Raw genomic sequence first — 16641 nt, forward strand, 5'->3', positions numbered from 1 at the left:
ATGTTTATGCCATTTCTAGACGCATAAGCATATCTGTTGCGCATAACGTAAAGAAAATATATTGGGCATCTGGATTTTTGGTACGCGCATGGATGGCGCGACCTGCAGGAGAGGACATGATGAGAAAGCTGTTCGCCACGACCGCCCTGACGAGCCTGTCGCTTTGTGCGATTCCGGCTTTGGCGCAGGAGACGGCGCAAACCGGGGCTGATGGTGCCTCGACCGGTTCAGGGATCGGTGAAATCGTGGTCACCGCGCAAAAGCGCGCAGAGAATATCCAGAACGTGCCAATCGCGATTTCCGCGGTCAGCAGTCAGTTTCTGGAAACGCGGGGAATCACGTCGATCGATACGCTCGGTTCGATCGCGCCCAACGTGAAGATCGAACGGGCGCCGTCGAACAAGACCATCTCGCAAATCTCCATTCGCGGTTCGGTCACGATCAACCCGGCGGTCACCTGGGAACCGGCCGTGGGCCTGTATCTCAACGGGGTTTATATCGCCAAGGCGCAAGGCTCGATCTTTGACGTGGCGGATCTGGAGCGGGTCGAAATCCTGCGTGGCCCGCAAGGCACGCTCTATGGTCGCAACGCGCTGGCCGGCGCGGTGAACCTCGTGCCCAAGATGCCCAGCGGCAAACTGGGCCTGAAGGCTGAGGCGACGTATGGCAACTACACTACTGGAAGGGCAAGGTGGTACTCGATCTGCCCGCTTTCGGCCCGTTTTCGCTGAAGCTGTCGGGTCAGGTGCAAAAGCGTGACGGTTTCATCAAGGTCGTCCCCAACCCCTATCCGCAGGCGTTTCTGGCAGGGCCTCCGTCGGGCGACCGGACCAACGATCTCGATGGCAAGAGCGCGATGGTGCAGTTGCGCTTCCACCCCGAAGGCAGCGCCTTTACCGCTGATTACATGTTCGATTACAGCAAGTTCGATCAGCGGCCGGACTATGCCCAATTGGTGCGGGTGAACAAGAACGGGTTGCCGCAGGACATCTTCGACCCCAATTCGCCCGGTTATGCGTTCGGCGGCGCGTTCTTCCCGCTCAACCTCTACGTGAACCCGCAAAGGCAGTCGTCCGCGTCGATCGACGGCAATCCGCTTTACGAACGGTCGCGGACGTATGGCCACGCGCTGACGATGGCGCTGGATCTGGGTGACGCCACGATCAAGTCGATCACGGCCTACCGCAACCTGAAATGGAGCGACCGGCTCGATCTCGACGGTTCTCCGCTGCCGGTTGCCTATACCGGACGCGATACCAGCTTCTACAGCTGGAGCCAGGAACTGCAGGCGACGGGCAAGGCGCTGGACAACAAGCTGAACTATGTCACCGGCCTGTTCTATTATAAGGAAAAGGCCGAAACGCTTGGGCCGCAAAGCTTTTTCGGCGGTGGTTCGGCATTCCAGTCGGACTATGGCTCGCACACCGAGGCATTCGCCGCCTATGCACAGGTCGATTACAACCTGACCGACGCCTTCAAGGTTACCGTCGGGGCGCGGTACACGCATGAAAAGAAGGATGTCCGCCGCTATCTGCAGGTGTTGAACAACCCGGCTACCCCGGCGGTCAACCTGCCTTATGGCTCGGTGCCCGATGCGAAGTACAACAACTTCAGCCCGGCGCTGACATTGGCCTATCAGGCGACGCGCGACATCAACTTTTACGCGCGGTTCGCGCAGGGCTTCAAGTCGGGCGGTTTCAATGGCGAAACCAACGATTTCCGCGCGCCGACCGCCGCCTGTCCCACCGGTGCGATCGAACTGTGCAATCCCTATCGCCCGGAAAAGGTCGACAGTTACGAGATCGGCCTCAAGACCAAGTTCGCCGATGGTCGGGTCATCCTGAACTTTGCGGCGTTCTGGGACGAGCACAAGGACATCCAGCTTTCGGTGTTCACGGCCAATGGCGCGGCCTCCTCGATCGTGAAGAACGCGGCCAAAGCGCGCATGCGCGGTCTGGAAATCGAAACCGTGCTGCACCCGGTCGATGCCCTGACGATCAACGGCTCGCTCGCCTTCCTCGACCCCAAATACAAGAGCTATATCGAGGCGGTGAACGGCGTTGACACCAACGTGGCCGACAACCGCGCCTTCCCGCATACGCCCAAGACCACCGCGTCGGTCGGCGCGGACTTGCGCGTGGCGCGCGGTGACTGGGGGCGCCTCAACCTCAATGGCGATCTGAGCTATGTCGCCAGTTACTACACGTTCCCTTATGCGCTGGTGACGGCCAATCCGTCGGACCAGAATGCCAACAACACCCGGTCGAAGGGGCGCACGATCGTGAACCTGCGTGCGGCGGTATCCGATGTTCCGCTGGGCGGGACCAAGGCCGAGTTCGCGTTGTGGGTCAAGAACCTGACCAAGGAAAGCAATCCCACCAACTTCATCGACTTCGGTCCCGGCTTTGGTGGTCTGACCGTCGGCTATTTCCCCGATCCGCGTACGTACGGCGTCACGGTCGGCGTCAAGTTCTGACCGAAATCGTCCGGCTGCCTCGTCCTGGTGGGATGAGGCAGCCTGACCCATCACGATAAAACAAGCGGGAGAGGTCGATGTTGTTTGAAGGCAAGAAGGTTCTCATCACCGGCGCCGCATCGGGCATCGGACGCGCCACGGCCATCCGCTTTGCAGCCGAAGGAGCCAGCATCACGATCGGCGACCGCAACGTTGCCGGGCTTGAGGAAACGGCGGCGTTGATGGCTTCTGCACCCCGGATCCAGCCGTTCGATGCGCTTGATACCACATCCTGCCGGACGCTTGTCGACGTTGCCGCAAGCGACGGGCTTGACGTCCTGTGCAATATTTCCGGCGTTCTCAAATGGGGCAAATCCGAAGACTTCTCCGTCGAGGACTTCGAGATGGTCATGCAGGTGAACACGGTTTCGGTGTTCGCGCTATGCCAGGCGGCCTTGCCGCACCTCGTCGCCAGCCGCGGCAACATCGTCAACACGGCGTCGACGGCGGCGCTTCAGGGCATCGCCTACACGGTTGCCTATGCGGCATCGAAGCATGCGGTGGCGGCCATCACCAAGAGCTTGGCGATCGAGTTCGCCTCGCGCGGGGTGCGGATCAATGCGATCTGCCCCGGCCACGTCAATACCCCGATGACCACGCAGACCGCTCCGCCCGAAGGCGTGGACTGGGCGCTGGTCATGCGCAACGTGCCCAAGCTGCTCGACGGCGTTTGCGACCCCGAGGACATTGCCGAGATGTTCGCGTTCCTTGCCAGCGACAAGGCGCGCAAGATCACGGGCGCACTGTTCACCGTTGATGGTGGATTGCTCGCGGGGTGACGCGCTGCCGGATCATGACGCCCTGCCAAGCAACAGGCGTGCGGCCTCTGTGCCGTCGAGCAGGGCGTTGGCGCGATGGGTGACACGCCAGCCTTGAGGCGTGCGCCGCAAAGACCAGCGATTGGCCGAAACCCGATGGGCGGCAAACCCTTCTCCATCATGCCGGAACACAACCGAGTGGCCGCGCGCCTCGGCCTCGTCACCATGCAGCGCTATGCTGACCGGGCCGAGCAGGTGGGCGCAGCCATCGGCCATCAGCGCCTGATGAACCGGGCCATCGATCAGGCCGGCAATTTCGGCATGTCCAACCGCCTTGGAAAATCCGACGATCTCATAAATGCCATCTTCGGTCCAAAGTGCAGCCAGTTCGTTTGCCATGCCGGCATCGGCAAGCGGGCCATAGCGGGCGATCAGTTCGCGGATCGCCTCGCGATCTTCCAGTTGGCGCAAGCGTCGATCAAGAATTTCCAATTCGCTCAAGGTTCTTTCCGATCTTACCAAGTCATTGAAGGAAAACGGCCATGACCACCGATTCGCAGCATCTCGATCATGTCTGGCGCAAGTTTTGTGCAGCGCTTGCCGAATGTGGCGAGATCCTGGCCCGGCCGGAAACGCCGACCACACCGCTCGATCAGGCGGAGGGGTTGCGGTACCTCAGCAGGCTGACCCGAACCGCGCTCAACATGCTGGTCGATAGCGCTGATCCGGATTTCCCGAGGCTGTTCCTGCTGTGTGATGACAAGATCAAGATCGGCGCCGACAACCCCGACAACCTTTACCAGCAATGCGTGATCAGCCCCCAGCGCGAATACCGCATTACCGGCAAGCGCAACAGCGTCCCGTATTTCTCGATCGGCAGCAAGGCCAACCGCTATGCCATCGACGGCACGATGGCCTCGACCGGCGAAATCGAATTCGCACAGATGGAATTTGGCCCCGACGGCGCGTTCGAGATTATCGTCAGCCGCCAGCCGAAGCCCGGCAACTGGCTGCCATTGGCCGACGATTCCTCGTTGCTGATCGTGCGGCAGACCTTCGATGACAAGCGCACGCAAGTCGCCGCTGACGTCGCGATAGAGCGGATCGGCGATGGACCGGCGGTACCCGCCTTGCTGACGCCCGAGACGATCGAGCGGCAATTGCTGTCCGCTGCGCAGTGGGTGCGGGGCACCACCGGCACGTTCGCCAACTGGTCGCAATGGTTCAAGGCAACGCCAAACCGCTTCCATGAAGCCGACCAGTCGACCTGGTACCGCGCGGGGGGCGATCCAAACATCTGGTATGCGCACCTTTACTATGAACTGCAGCCCGGCGAGGCGCTGGTGATCGAATCGCCCGTTCCCGAATGCCGCATGTGGAATTTCCAGATCGACAACTGGTGGATGGAATCGCTCGATCACGTTCATCAGAAAGTTTGGATCAACAACAGCCAGGCGCGGTACGAGCCCGATGGCAGCGTCGTGGTAGTGTGTGCCGATACCGATCCGGGGTTCGGGAACTGGGTCGATCTTGCCGGACATCGCGCGGGTACGGCCTTGTGGCGCTGGATCGGCGCGGAAAGCACGCCGACGCCAAACATTCGCGTGGTCTCGCTTTAGTTTGTAGAGCTGATGCGCGGCAGGCACAGGGGTGATGCTTGCCGCACGACCCATCAAAGTTCGACGACCGACAGGATGTGGCTGGCCGCCCCCGGGAACACGTAGTCCAGTTCGAAAACCATGCTCTCGCCAAGCTGGCCTGCGCGGACCAGATCGGTCTCGACGAATGCCTGCACGCCATTGCTGCCATAGGCATAGCGGCTGCAACTGCCGTACACCGGCGAGGCGTCAAGCCGGGCGTCGATTGCGGCATCGCCGCGCCGGGCGCGGTTCAGGCCGATATTGAGCCGTCCCTTGAACGCAGGATCGTTGTCGTTCAGGTCACGCAGGCGCAGGACCACACGCTCCAGTTCATCGAGAGATTCGAGCAGGAAGCCGAAGTGAAAGCTTGCCTCGAAATCGGTCGCCATCATCGCGCGGTAGGCTTTGACCGCATCGTCTTCGAGAGCGGTGCCGACCTTGAGCGCGGCATGGATCGCTTCGATCAGTTTCACCTGCGGTTCGGGCAGGGCCGACAGATAGACGATCCCGTCACCCCGCGCGAAATGGCCGGAATTGACGACAAAGCGATAGAAGTTGCCATTCGGCAGTGGCAGGACTTGCGTTTGCTCCAGTCCCAGCTCCAGCAGCAGCCGCGCGGCCGCCGGCCCGTCTTCTGCCTGGCCATAGTGAAGGGCAAGGTGTCCCATGCTGAGTTCGGCACCTGAAGCATTGGTCATATCGCGGGTTCCTGTCCCATCAATGGCGCCGGCGTTGCGTGACGATCACCTGCCGGTTTCGGGCGCAAGTCTATCAGCGGGCGTGGGTCGGAACAATAGAGTTAGTGAACACTTACAAGAAAATCACCCATCTTGCGTAAAATTTTAAGCAGGTCTGGACGCAATGGTGGGGGAAAGGGTAAAGTGCATAAAATTTTGCGCAATGACCGCTTTGCCGCAGATTGCGGCTGGGCTAGGCACGTCGGATCATGCAACGCCTTGCCCTCGACCACATCACCGCAATTGACAGCGACCCTTTCGCCCTCACACTTGCGGCCCGTGCTGCGGGCTGCGATGCTGTTTGCCTGTTCATGCAGCCGATGGACGTGCTGCCCTTGATGCCCACGTTCGACATATACAAGGATTTGGCGGCCCGTCGGGATTTGCAAAGGCGCATGGACGACCAAGGCGTGGTGCTGGACGTGGCCTATCCGTTCACGCTGGCCGGGCGCACCGAGGTGCAGGACTTCTGCGTGGCCATGGAATGTGCCGCCGATCTGGATGCCATGCTGCTCAACGTGCTGGTTTATGACCGCGATCCGGCACGCCGGGTCGATCGGTTCGGTGCGTTCTGCGATCTGGCGGCCAGCTTCGGACACAAGGTCGGTGTTGAGTTCTATCCGCCTTCGCAGGTCGGATCACTGGCGTCGGCGCTCGAACTGGTCCAGACGATCAATCGCCCCGGCGAGGTGGGTATCAACGCCGATCTGCTTCACCTGATGCGCGCGGGGGAGCGCGTCTCCGATCTGGCAGCGGCGCCAAAAGGGACGATCCTTTATGGCCAGTTAGCCGATGGTCCGGCACTGGCACCGGCCAACCTTGACTATGAGGCATCGTCCGAACGTCTGCTGGCCGGGGAAGGCGGCTTCGACCTTGTCGGGTTTGTCCGCGCGCTGCCCCCAGACTGTCCGCTGAGCGTCGAAATTCCGCGCGATCGCGCGGTAACTGCCGGCGTGTCGCGGGCCGAGCGCGTTGCACTTGCTGTCGATAGTGTACGTCGCGCAATGGGTTGGAGCACCACGCACGCTTAAAATGGCGGAGAAGACAGTGTCTTCTCCGCCATGATCCCTCGCCCGACTGGTGGCGATCAGGCTGCGCGCAACTCGGAGAGTTCCGCTTCGGTCAGTTTGAGCGCCGCTGCTTTCACACTGCCTTCAATCTGCTCGACGCTCGATCCGCCAAAGATCGGGACTGTCGCATTGGGCTGGCACAGCAGGTATGCGAGCACGACTTCATTGATCGACACACCGTGCTTTTCGGCCAGCGCCTTGGCAGCAGCGAACCGCTTTTCATTGGCGGGGTTGCCATACCGTGCCGCAAGCTGCTCGTTCACGTCGCCCCTTGCCAACTTGGTGAAATAGCCACCGCTTTGCGCGGCATAGGCGATGATCGGCAGGCCCGAGGCATGGAGCGCTTCGTATTCGCCTTCGTAGTAGTGCTGGTAGCCTTGCGCTGCTGCCGCGGCCACGTCGGGCTTGGCCAGCCCCCAAAACGTCTCGGATGCGACAAAGCCGGGCTTGCCGATGGTCGCAGCATAGGCATTGGCAGCGATTATGCGGTCGGCCGCCCAGTTCGATGCGGCGAAATGGCGGATTCGCCCGGCTTCCTGATGGCCGACAAGCGCGTCGATCAGCGTTTCGACCGCAATCTCGGGATTGTCCATGTGCAGGAAATACAAGTCGATGGTGTCGATGCCGAGGTGATCGAGGCTTTGAGCCAAATCCTGCGTCACGTCCTCTGGCGTGCAGCGATTGCGATAATCACCGACCCGCATGTCAAAGAAGCCGCCCTTGGTGGCTATGACCACATCGGCGCGGTTGCGCGTCTTCAGCCAGGCCCCGATTGCACGCTCACTGGCGCCAATGGGGCCATCGGGAATCCAGTCGCCATACGAACGGGCAGTATCGATGAAATTGCCGCCGAGTTCCGAGAACCGATCGAGGATGGCGTTGGACTTTCCCTGATCGAGCATCCAGCCCAGCATGTTCGTGCCATAGCACAGCTGACTGACCGAAAGGTCGGTGCCAGCAAGGTTCAGTTTGGAAAGCATCGGACGAATTCTCCACGGTTTGGGCAGGCAACGACCGGGGCGGTCGTCATTCGTCCCAATGGATCAGATGGCTGATATCGGTGCGTTCGTCGGGCTTGCGCCCGGTCGTGGCGAGCCGTTGCACGCTGACCCGGCCATTGGTCAGACTGAACTTGGTCAGCACCTCGATCACGCGGTCATAATGCGTCGACGCGATCTTCCAGGCTCCGCCTTCGCGACGATAGGTGTCGGTGTAGATTGCCGTGCCGAAGGTGTGATCGTCCTTTTCAAGGTCGATGAACACGTCCTGCAGATACCAGATGCCGGTGGCCGAATTGTCGCCGGTGATGGCGATCTCGGGCATCAGGCCGACGTGCATCGCTGCGGCGCCCGAATGGAACGAATTGGCGATGAATTCGAGCATCGCCTCGCGCCCTGCCAACGACACCCGGTAGGTGCCTCCGTCGTAAACAACCGCCACATCCTCGGTGAACAGACCGCCAAGCAGCGCCATGTCCGCCGTGTCGATGCCACGGAAATAGCGATGCTTGAGTACCTTGATCTCTTCGATGTCGGACAGGTTTTGCAGTGTATAAGCCATCGTTTCAGGCTCCCTTTTCGGCGGCAAACAGCGCTTCGGACCGGGCCTTGAGAGCATGGGCGCTGTCATCGAAGGCGCGCTTGACCCACGGCCCGGCAAATCGGAACACGTGGATGCCGTTGGCGCCAAGGAAAGCATCGGTCGAGAAATAGCGGCACGATGCGGGTCCGGTCGCCTCGATCACCTGATCGCGCCGCGCCGGGTAGGGCCAGAAGTCGCTATGCACCATTTCCCATGAAATCAGGCGCTCGGGCTCGATCGCGCAGATGAACTCGCAGTTGGGAACCAGCGAGCCGGGAACGGCATAGTTCATCAGTGTCATGTTGACCGCTGCGCCCAATTCAAGCGTCGATTCCGCGCGCACGCAGAACGGGTTCCATTCGTTGTAGCGCGGCATGTCGGTCAGTACCTGCCAGACCACGCGGGCGGGGGCAGCGATCTCGACAGTCTGGCTGACGGTCACCGCATCGGGATCGAAGCCTGAAACCGGGTCTTGCGCCAGGGAGGGTGCGGTTTTCATCCATTCGAGCAGCACGGCTTTGTCCCCTTTCTGTGGGTATGGGCAGGTTATCAGGCGGCGGCTTTGCGGCCTGCCTGTCGGCCGAAGAACGTGCAGTCGGCAAGGCTCATGCCCGACGAATAGCCATGCCCCCAAGCGGGCAGGCCCGAGGTGCAGCGCCCTGCTGCAAACAGGCCGGAGATAGGCTGCCCGGCGCGGTTCAACACTTCGCCATCGGTCGATGTCTTCAAGCCACCCAGCGTGAAGAAGCTGAAATAGCTCGTCTCGAAATTGAGTTCGAGCGCCACGAACGGTGCCTGATCGAGCGGTTTCAGGATCGGCGGCTGCTTGTCGAACAGCGGATCGCTGCCGTTGCGGGCGTGCGCGTTGTAGACCGCCATGGTGGCGGACAACGTGCCTGCGGGCATTTCAAGCTCCGCCTCGACTTCTTCCCACGTCGCGCCGGTTGCGGCGATGGTGATTCCGGCCAGATCGAGCGGCTGAACGAAGTGCGCGACGTCAAGCAGCAGGTAGACTTTGCCGCCCGGCTGGTCGACCGCGCAACGGCTGACGCGACCGTGATAGCAGTCCTCGTTGATGAACCGCTGGCCTTGCACGTTGACGAAAACGCCATAGGCGTGGCTTTCGGGCATGGTCCAGGGGCAGGTGGTGAAGAACTGGTCCATGTGGATGGCATCGCCGCCCACCGAAACGCCCAGTTCGATGCCGATACCGTCATCCTTGTCGCCGATCGGGCTGTTCACCCGGAAGCTGTCGGGGCAGTACTTTCGCCGCATCGCCTCGTTGAACACGAAGCCACCGGTGGCCAGCACCACGCCCTTTTCCGCCTTCACGAAGCGGTTCTGGTTGTCGATGCGCACAATCGCACCGACGATCCGGTCACCGTCGGTGATCAGCGCCGTGGCGCGGGCATCGATGTGGATGTCGGTGCCAAGATCGCGCGCGCGCGCCTCCAGAATATCGACCAGCGGTCGCCCACCGCCCCAGCCCATGTGCTGGATCACATGGCCGCGCGGTGCCGGTTTGGCCTTGTGGCAGAACGGTGCTGCGGCTTCGCTGCCTGAAAAGATCAGGGTTGAATCATCGGTCGGCTCGATGTGCTTTCCGGGCAGGAAGTTGCCGCGATAGGGCACGCCCTGATCCTTGAGCCACTGGTAGTGGTTGAGGGCCTCCCGGCCATAAAGCTCGCATTTGGCATCATCTGCGCAAGGTCCACCGGCCAGCTTGAGGTATGTGGTGAAATCTTCGACGGTATCGTCGAAACCGGCGGCCTTCTGTACGTCGGTGCCCCCGCCGACATAGATCTCGCCACCGGAAAGGGCCGACGCGCCACCGCTGCCCGAACTGCGTTCGAACAGCATGACCCGCGCGCCGGCATTGCGCGCCTCGATCGCGGCGCAGGCCCCCGTCGCCCCGAAGCCGATCACGGCGACATCGGTCTCGAAGTCCCAGCCCGGCACTTCAGCAACGGGGAAGGGGTGGTAAAGCGACACCTCGGTCATGCAAATGCTCTCCTGCGGCGCCGCCCTGTCGTTTGCGGGGCTGGCGCGAAATCGTCGGGTCAGGCCTGTTGCGCTTTCAGCATGTCCAACGCGACGTCCACGATCATGTCTTCCTGTCCGCCGACCATCTTGCGACGGCCAAGCTCGACAAGGATGGTGCGGGTATCGAGCCCATAAGTCTCCGCCGCCTTTTCGGCATGGCGCAGGAAGCTGGAGTAGACCCCGGCATAGCCCAGCGCGAGCGTTTCGCGGTCGACGCGGACCGGACGATCCTGCAGCGGGCGCACCAGATCTTCGGCGGCATCCATCAGCGCCATCACGTCGCACCCGTGGTTCCAGCCTTTGCGGTCGGCGGCGGCGATGAACACTTCAAGCGGAGCATTGCCCGCGCCTGCACCCATGCCGGTAAGGCTGGCGTCGATCCGTACGGCGCCGCATTGCGCCGCGACGATGGAGTTGGCCACGCCCAGCGCCAGGTTGTGGTGCGCGTGCATGCCGCGCTGGGTTTCGGGCTTGAGCACCCGGTCATAGGCTTCAAGCCGCGCCCGCACGCCGTCCATGTCCAATGCGCCGCCGCTGTCGGTCACATAGACGCACTGCGCGCCATAGCTTTCCATCAGTAGCGCCTGCTGCGCCAGCAGTTCGGGCTCGATCATGTGGCTCATCATCAGGAAGCCCGCCACGTCCATCCCCAGATCGCGGGCGATGCCGATGTGCTGGCGCGAAACGTCGGCTTCGGTGCAGTGGGTCGCGACCCGCACCGATCGAACCCCGATGTCATAGGCGCGGCGCAGTTCCTCGACCGTGCCCAGACCCGGCAGGATAAGCGTTGTCAGCACGCTGTTTTCCAGCACTTCGGCAACCGCTTCCAGCCATTCCCAGTCGGTGTGTGCGCCAAAGCCGTAGTTGAAGCTGGTACCCGACAAGCCATCGCCGTGGGCCACCTCGATCGCGTCCACGCCCGCCTTGTCGAGCGCAGCGGCGATCGCCTTGACGTGATCGATCCCGTACATGTGACGGATGGCGTGCATGCCATCGCGCAAGGTGACGTCCTGAATGTAAAGCTTGTCGCCCGCTTCCACGTTGAAGGTCGAGGTCATTGTGCGGTCTCCACGGCGGCGGCCATGCGGCGTGCGGCAAGCAGTTCGCCGGTCGCCTTGGCGGCAGCGGTCATGATGTCGAGATTGCCCGAATAGCTGGGCAGGTAATCACCCGCGCCTTCGACTTCGAGCAGGATCATGGTCTTGATCCCGGTGAATTCGCCTTGCCCCGGAATCTTCAGCTTGGTGTTGTCGCCATAGCGCTCAAACTGCACTTCCTGTTTCAGGCGATAGCCGGGGACATAGGCCTGCACTTTGGCGACCATGTCCTTGACCGACTGGCGAATGGCGTCCTCGTCAGCGCCTTCGGACAGGGTGAACACCGTATCGCGCATGATCATCGGTGGTTCGGCCGGGTTGAGGATGATGATCGCCTTGCCGCGCGTTGCGCCGCCGACCTGCTCGATGGCGCGCGCCGTGGTGCGGGTGAATTCGTCGATGTTGGCACGGGTGCCGGGGCCCGCCGAGCGCGACGAGACCGAAGCCACGATCTCGGCATAGTGGACCTTGGCCACCTGGCTGACGGCGGCGACCATCGGGATCGTCGCCTGTCCGCCGCACGTCACCATGTTGACATTGGATGCGCCAAGATTGGCTTCCATGTTGACCGGCGGCACGATGAACGGACCGATCGCGGCCGGGGTCAGGTCGACAACCTGAATGCCGTCGGCGCGCAAGGCCGCATCGTGGACTTTGTGCGCATAAGCCGACGTGGCGTCGAAGGCGATGCCGATTTCGGGATAGAGCGGATGGGCGCGCAGCCCTTCGAGCCCTTCGTGCGTCGTGGCGATGCCATGTTCGCGGGCCATGGCCAGACCCTCGGAGGCGGGATCGATCCCGACCACGATCGCCAGTTCCATGTTCTGGGGGTATTTGATCATCTTCATCATGAGATCGGTGCCGATATTGCCCGATCCGATGATTGCGGCCTTTATGCGTGCCATTGCAGCAGTCCTTACACGAAGTTGGCGACGCACGTGCCCAACGGGCCGGTATCGTCGCTCAAGGTCATTTCGAAGCGATCGCCCTTTGCCGCCGGGGCCAGCGGAACGAGACTGCCCGACAGGATCACGTCCCCGGCATCGAGCGTCACGCCATAGGCGCCGAGCGTGTTGGCGAGCCACGCCACTGCCTGCGCAGGATCACCCTGAACGGCGTGGCCGTATCCTTCGGACAAGGGCTCGCCATTCCTGGTCACCGCGACGTGCAGGTTGGGCAGGTCCAGTCCGGCCGGATCGAGACGCTCTTTGCCGACCACGTACACACCGCAGGACGCATTGTCGGACACTGTGTCGACGATGCCGATCTTCCAGTCGGCGATACGGCTGTCGACGATCTCGAAACAGGGAGCAATGGAGGCGGTGGCCGCCAGCACATCGGCTGCGGTCACACCCGGACCGTTGAGGCTGCTTTTCAGGATGAAGGCGATCTCCGCCTCGGCGCGCGGCGCGATCAGCGCCTTGCCGTCGATATCGATATCGCCGTCAACCTGCATCCAGTCGGTCAGGAAACCGAAATCGGGTTGGTGCACCCCGAGCATGTCCTGCACCGCCTTGCTGGTGACGCCGATCTTCTTGCCGACGATCCGTTCGCCATCGGCCAGGCGACGCGACAGGAAGTTCAGGCTGATTGCATAGGCATCATCGATGGTGAGCGCCGGGTCCTGCTGGATCAGCGGTTGCAACGTATGCCGTTGGCGCAGTGCGCGATACAAGGCGCCACCAAAATCTTCGGCTTTGCTCACAGATAGGCCCCGTCCTGATAGATGAGTGGCGCAACGGTCTCGCTGACTTGCGCCTCAAGCACGCGCGCGATCACGATGCTGTGGGTGCCATAGGCCAGCATCGCATCGACCACGCAGCGCAAGTTGGCCTGTGCCTCATCCAGCAAGGGCAAGCCATTGAGCCCGGTGCTCCACGTGCCGACCTTGAAGCGTTCGCTGCGCGGAACGCCGCCGCCAAAGGCTGCCGATACGGCCTGCTGGTGGCGGGACAGCAAGTTGACCGACAGCGGTGCCGTCGGTTCGAGCAGGGCATGCAGGCTGGTCGCGCGGTTGACGCAGACCAGCACGGCCGGCGGATCGACGGTCAGCGAGGTGATCGAAGTCGCAGCCATCCCGACCGGACCGTCCGCACCTTGCGCGACCACGATTGCGACCGACGCTGCCAGCCGGCGCATCGCCGCGCGAAACACCGCTGGCAGGGTATCAGGGTTAAGCGGATACCCTTCAGCCATTGAGAAAATCGATCGCATAAGCGTTGAATTCGGCTGCGCGCTCCACCTGCACCCAGTGGCCGGTGCGGCCAAACGTGACGGTACGCACATCGCTGCAGTGATCGAGGAACAGCCGTGAATGTGCTTCAGGACAGAATTCGTCGTTCAGACCCCACAACACGAAGATCGGCTTGTCGATTTCGCCAAGACGCGGCGAAAGATCGGGCGTGCGCATCCGTACCAGCACGTCCTTGGGCTGGGTGCGCGCAACGGCAAAGCGTTCCTCGACCAAAGCATCGGTGACGTTGGGCGCGAAGTCCGGGTGCACCAGATTGGACACCAGCCGCTTCTGTTCGGCCAGATTGAAGTCCGGTCCGCCGAAGTTGGACACCATCTTGGCGATGCCGGGCATGACGAAATAGCTTTCGCGTTCGGCCACGCAGCCCGGCGCCATCAGCACCAGTTTGTCGGAAAATTCGGGATGGTCCAGCGTCAGCAACAAGGCGATCCCGCCGCCCAGCGAATTGCCGACCAGATGCGCCTTGCTCACGCCGTGCTGGCGCAGGGCATCGTAAACCGTATTGGTGAACAATTGCAGCGTGTAATCAATGCCTTCCGGCTTTGATGACGCGCCATAACCGATCAGGTCGGGCAGGATCACGCGGTATCCGGCTTGTGCGAATGCCGCGATGTTGCCGCGGAAGTTCGATGCGCCCGATGCCCCCGGCCCGCTGCCGTGCAGGAATACAACCGCCGGGCCTGCCGGATCGCCAGCCTCGCTCACATGGATGTCGTAGCCGCCCGCAACACGATAGGTTGCCTGCCGAAGTTCAGTCATGCCTCAGACCTCATCAAAGGAACGTGAAGGTTGGCGCCTGACCCAGTATCCCGCCGACCAGATCGGTCGTGCGGTTGTTCGGATCGTTAGCCACGTGCGCACGACCGGCGTTGAGATCGAGCCAGGGCTGGATGATCGCGCTGGAGGTGTAGATCGCCCGACCGCCCAGCAACTGCACCATGTCATCGACAAGATCGGCCATGCGGCGCACGACGGTGGCGGAATTGTAGGCAAACAGCGTGCGCTTCTCCATCGGGATCGGTTCCCCCCGGTTCGCATAAGCCATCAGGTCGTCAAAGGTCAGACGCAGGGTCTGCTCCATCTCGACCACTTGCGCGTGCGCCTTCGAGATCGCCGCGAGCAGGAAGGGATCGCTTTTCGACGCCTTGCCGGTGTTCGTCGAAACGCGGCTTTGCGCGATGTCGATGGCGGCATTGATCGCCGCGCGTGCGCCCCCGAATGCGGCGGTCGAGACCGAGCGCATGAACACTTGCGCCCAAGGCAGCGTGTACAGCGCGCCGGTATTGGTCTGCTGGCCGGGGTTCCGGCAGAGGAAACCATCGATCGAGCGGTGCGTGCGATGGGCAGGCACGAACACGTCGTCCACGATCACGTCGTGGCTGCCGGTGCCTTGCAGGCCAAAGACATGCCAACTGTCGAAGTCGATCGTATAATCGCTGCGCGGCAGCAGAAACGCCCGCATATCGGGTGCACCACCCTGTTCAGCAGGCGGGACCAGCGCGCCGAGCACGACCCATTGGCAATGGACCGAGCCGGTGGAAAAGCCCCAGCGGCCCGACAGGCGGAAGCCGCCATCCACCACCGTCACCTTGCCGACCGGCTGATAGCTTGAGGATACCAGGGTCGAGGCATCGTCACCCCAGACTTCGGCCTGCGCTTCTTCATGGAACAGCGCGATCTCGTAAGGGTGGCAGCCGACCACGCCGTACATCCAGCCGGTGGACATGCAGCCTTCGGCCAAAGCCTTCTGCACATCGTAAAAGGCGTTGGGATGCATTTCATAGCCGCCCCAGCGCTTGGGCTGGAGGATCCTGAAGAAGCCCGCCTCCTGCATCTCGGCGATAGACTCGGCCGGAACATCGCGCTCGGCCACGCATTTGCGGGCTCGCTCCTTGAGCGTGGGGACCATCGCGCGGGCGCGATCAAGCAACTGCCCGGGGGTGGGGATGCTGATCTCCGCAACTGGCAAAGTGGCTGCGCTGGCCATCTTCGTTTTCTCTCCCTCGGTCGAATCATTTTGCAGCAAAATCTTGCTGCTCGCGTAATTTGAATTGCCATGTGGTACGCAAATCGTCAATTGAAAAGCTATACGGCTTTCGATATGTGCAAATTCGAATCCGCTGCGGAATGAATTTCAAGTGCGGCGATGGTGGGAGAACGGGCCCCGTGACGGGCATAGGAAACACGGATATGTCGATTGACCTTGCGGGGCGGGTGGCCATCGTCACCGGCGGCACCCGCGGGCTTGGCGCGCGCATCGCGCTGGCGCTGGTCCAGGCCGGGGCGCGCGTGATCGTGTGCGGTCGCAATCGTCCCGACGACCTGCCGGCGGGTATGGACTTTCATGCCGTCGACGTGCGCGATGCCGAACAGGCCAAGGCCTTTGTCGACGCGGTGGCGCGCGATCACGGGCGGCTGGACATTCTGGTGAACAATGCGGGTGGTTCACCACAAGCCGCCGCCGCCACGGCCTCGCCACGCTTCTTCGACGCGATCCTGAAGCTGAACCTGCATTCGGCGATGTATCTGTCACAGGCTGCATATCCGCACTTGCTGGCAGCAGGCGGCGCAAGCATCGTCAACATCGCCAGCGTTTCGGGCATCCGCCCCTCGCCGATGACCGCCGCTTATGGTGCGGCCAAGGCCGGGCTGCTCAGCCTGACGCAAAGCCTCGCCCAGGAATGGGGACCGGACGGCATCCGCGTCAACGCGATCATCGTCGGGCTGATGCAGACCGAGACCAGCGACGAGACTTATGGCGACGAGGCCGCGCAGGCCGCCGTTGCGCGTTCGCTGCCGCTGCAGCGCATGGGGCGCGGCGACGATGTAGCCGGGGCCGTGCTGTGGCTGTGTTCGGGTCTTGCGTCATGGGTAAGCGGTGCGCGCATCAACGTCGATGGCGGCGGCGAGCGACCCTACTTCCTCGATCTTGTGAAAGGAAACTGA

Annotated in this window: 18 protein-coding genes; 6 read left to right on the forward strand and 12 right to left on the reverse strand. The window is 62.2% G+C overall.

What is annotated here, in order from left to right:
* The first annotated feature begins 119 nt into the window (after positions 1–119).
* From LDN95_RS05260 to LDN95_RS05270, 3 genes are all read left to right on the forward strand, one after another.
* Positions 120–731, forward strand: coding sequence for a TonB-dependent receptor (locus tag LDN95_RS05260; RefSeq protein ID WP_226016593.1), 612 nt, complete (start codon positions 120–122; stop codon positions 729–731).
* Entirely contained in the window at positions 692–2476 is a 1785-nt protein-coding gene (locus tag LDN95_RS05265; protein ID WP_226016594.1) for a TonB-dependent receptor, read from the forward strand. Before LDN95_RS05260 ends, LDN95_RS05265 begins: the two co-directional genes overlap by 40 nt.
* Before the next feature lie 77 nt (positions 2477–2553).
* Entirely contained in the window at positions 2554–3294 is a 741-nt protein-coding gene (locus tag LDN95_RS05270) for an SDR family NAD(P)-dependent oxidoreductase (protein WP_226016595.1), read from the forward strand.
* A 12-nt stretch (positions 3295–3306) separates the two neighbouring features.
* Here the strand turns inward: LDN95_RS05270 and LDN95_RS05275 are convergent, their stop codons facing one another.
* Positions 3307–3774 (reverse strand): nuclear transport factor 2 family protein, encoded by a 468-nt coding sequence (locus tag LDN95_RS05275; RefSeq protein ID WP_226016596.1) that lies wholly within the window; start codon positions 3772–3774, stop codon positions 3307–3309.
* Positions 3775–3815: 41 nt separating this feature from the next.
* Here LDN95_RS05275 and LDN95_RS05280 point away from each other — a divergent pair, with 41 nt between their 5' ends.
* Positions 3816–4892 carry a DUF1214 domain-containing protein gene (locus LDN95_RS05280; protein WP_226016597.1) on the forward strand — a complete coding sequence of 359 codons (1077 nt, stop codon included), beginning with the start codon at positions 3816–3818 and terminating at the stop codon, positions 4890–4892.
* A gap of 53 nt (positions 4893–4945) precedes the next feature.
* Here LDN95_RS05280 and LDN95_RS05285 read toward each other — a convergent pair whose 3' ends face one another.
* Positions 4946–5611: a hypothetical protein gene (locus tag LDN95_RS05285; protein WP_226016598.1), complete on the reverse strand. Its 666-nt coding sequence runs from the start codon at positions 5609–5611 to the stop codon at positions 4946–4948.
* A gap of 248 nt (positions 5612–5859) precedes the next feature.
* On the opposite strand from LDN95_RS05285, the gene LDN95_RS05290 reads away from it, so the two are divergent.
* Positions 5860–6681 carry a sugar phosphate isomerase/epimerase gene (locus LDN95_RS05290; protein WP_226016599.1) on the forward strand — a complete coding sequence of 274 codons (822 nt, stop codon included), beginning with the start codon at positions 5860–5862 and terminating at the stop codon, positions 6679–6681.
* Positions 6682–6737: 56 nt separating this feature from the next.
* On the opposite strand, the gene LDN95_RS05295 is transcribed toward LDN95_RS05290, so the two are convergent.
* Genes LDN95_RS05295 through LDN95_RS05340 form a run of 10 tightly spaced genes read right to left on the reverse strand, consistent with a single transcriptional unit; the run spans position 6738 to position 15682 of the window.
* Positions 6738–7700 carry an aldo/keto reductase gene (locus LDN95_RS05295; protein ID WP_226016600.1) on the reverse strand — a complete coding sequence of 321 codons (963 nt, stop codon included), beginning with the start codon at positions 7698–7700 and terminating at the stop codon, positions 6738–6740.
* 46 nt (positions 7701–7746) lie between these two features.
* Positions 7747–8280 carry a nuclear transport factor 2 family protein gene (locus LDN95_RS05300; protein ID WP_226016601.1) on the reverse strand — a complete coding sequence of 178 codons (534 nt, stop codon included), beginning with the start codon at positions 8278–8280 and terminating at the stop codon, positions 7747–7749.
* A gap of 4 nt (positions 8281–8284) precedes the next feature.
* The gene (locus LDN95_RS05305) at positions 8285–8815 is read right to left on the reverse strand and encodes an SRPBCC domain-containing protein (RefSeq protein ID WP_226016602.1); all 531 of its coding nucleotides are present in this window, start codon (positions 8813–8815) and stop codon (positions 8285–8287) included.
* 35 nt (positions 8816–8850) lie between these two features.
* The gene (locus LDN95_RS05310; protein ID WP_226016603.1) at positions 8851–10302 is read right to left on the reverse strand and encodes an FAD-dependent oxidoreductase; all 1452 of its coding nucleotides are present in this window, start codon (positions 10300–10302) and stop codon (positions 8851–8853) included.
* A gap of 59 nt (positions 10303–10361) precedes the next feature.
* Positions 10362–11402 (reverse strand): 4-hydroxy-2-oxovalerate aldolase, encoded by a 1041-nt coding sequence (gene dmpG, locus LDN95_RS05315; protein WP_226016604.1) that lies wholly within the window; start codon positions 11400–11402, stop codon positions 10362–10364.
* Positions 11399–12346, reverse strand: a complete 948-nt coding sequence (locus tag LDN95_RS05320; protein ID WP_226016605.1) for an acetaldehyde dehydrogenase (acetylating) — start codon at positions 12344–12346, stop codon at positions 11399–11401. The genes dmpG and LDN95_RS05320 overlap by 4 nt, the downstream gene beginning before the upstream one ends.
* An 11-nt stretch (positions 12347–12357) precedes the next feature.
* The gene (locus LDN95_RS05325; protein ID WP_226016606.1) at positions 12358–13146 is read right to left on the reverse strand and encodes a fumarylacetoacetate hydrolase family protein; all 789 of its coding nucleotides are present in this window, start codon (positions 13144–13146) and stop codon (positions 12358–12360) included.
* Positions 13143–13637, reverse strand: coding sequence for a flavin reductase family protein (locus LDN95_RS05330; protein WP_226016607.1), 495 nt, complete (start codon positions 13635–13637; stop codon positions 13143–13145). The genes LDN95_RS05325 and LDN95_RS05330 overlap by 4 nt, the downstream gene beginning before the upstream one ends.
* Positions 13630–14454 (reverse strand): alpha/beta fold hydrolase, encoded by an 825-nt coding sequence (locus LDN95_RS05335; protein ID WP_226016608.1) that lies wholly within the window; start codon positions 14452–14454, stop codon positions 13630–13632. Before LDN95_RS05335 ends, LDN95_RS05330 begins: the two co-directional genes overlap by 8 nt.
* A 13-nt stretch (positions 14455–14467) precedes the next feature.
* On the reverse strand, positions 14468–15682 hold the full coding sequence (locus tag LDN95_RS05340; RefSeq protein WP_226016609.1) for an acyl-CoA dehydrogenase family protein: 1215 nt from the start codon (positions 15680–15682) through the stop codon (positions 14468–14470).
* Positions 15683–15885: 203 nt separating this feature from the next.
* Between LDN95_RS05340 and LDN95_RS05345 the strand changes: the two genes are divergently transcribed.
* The gene (locus LDN95_RS05345; protein WP_226016610.1) at positions 15886–16641 is read left to right on the forward strand and encodes an SDR family oxidoreductase; all 756 of its coding nucleotides are present in this window, start codon (positions 15886–15888) and stop codon (positions 16639–16641) included.

Source organism: Novosphingobium sp. FKTRR1 (assembly GCF_020404405.1).
Classification (GTDB): Bacteria; Pseudomonadota; Alphaproteobacteria; order Sphingomonadales; family Sphingomonadaceae; genus Novosphingobium.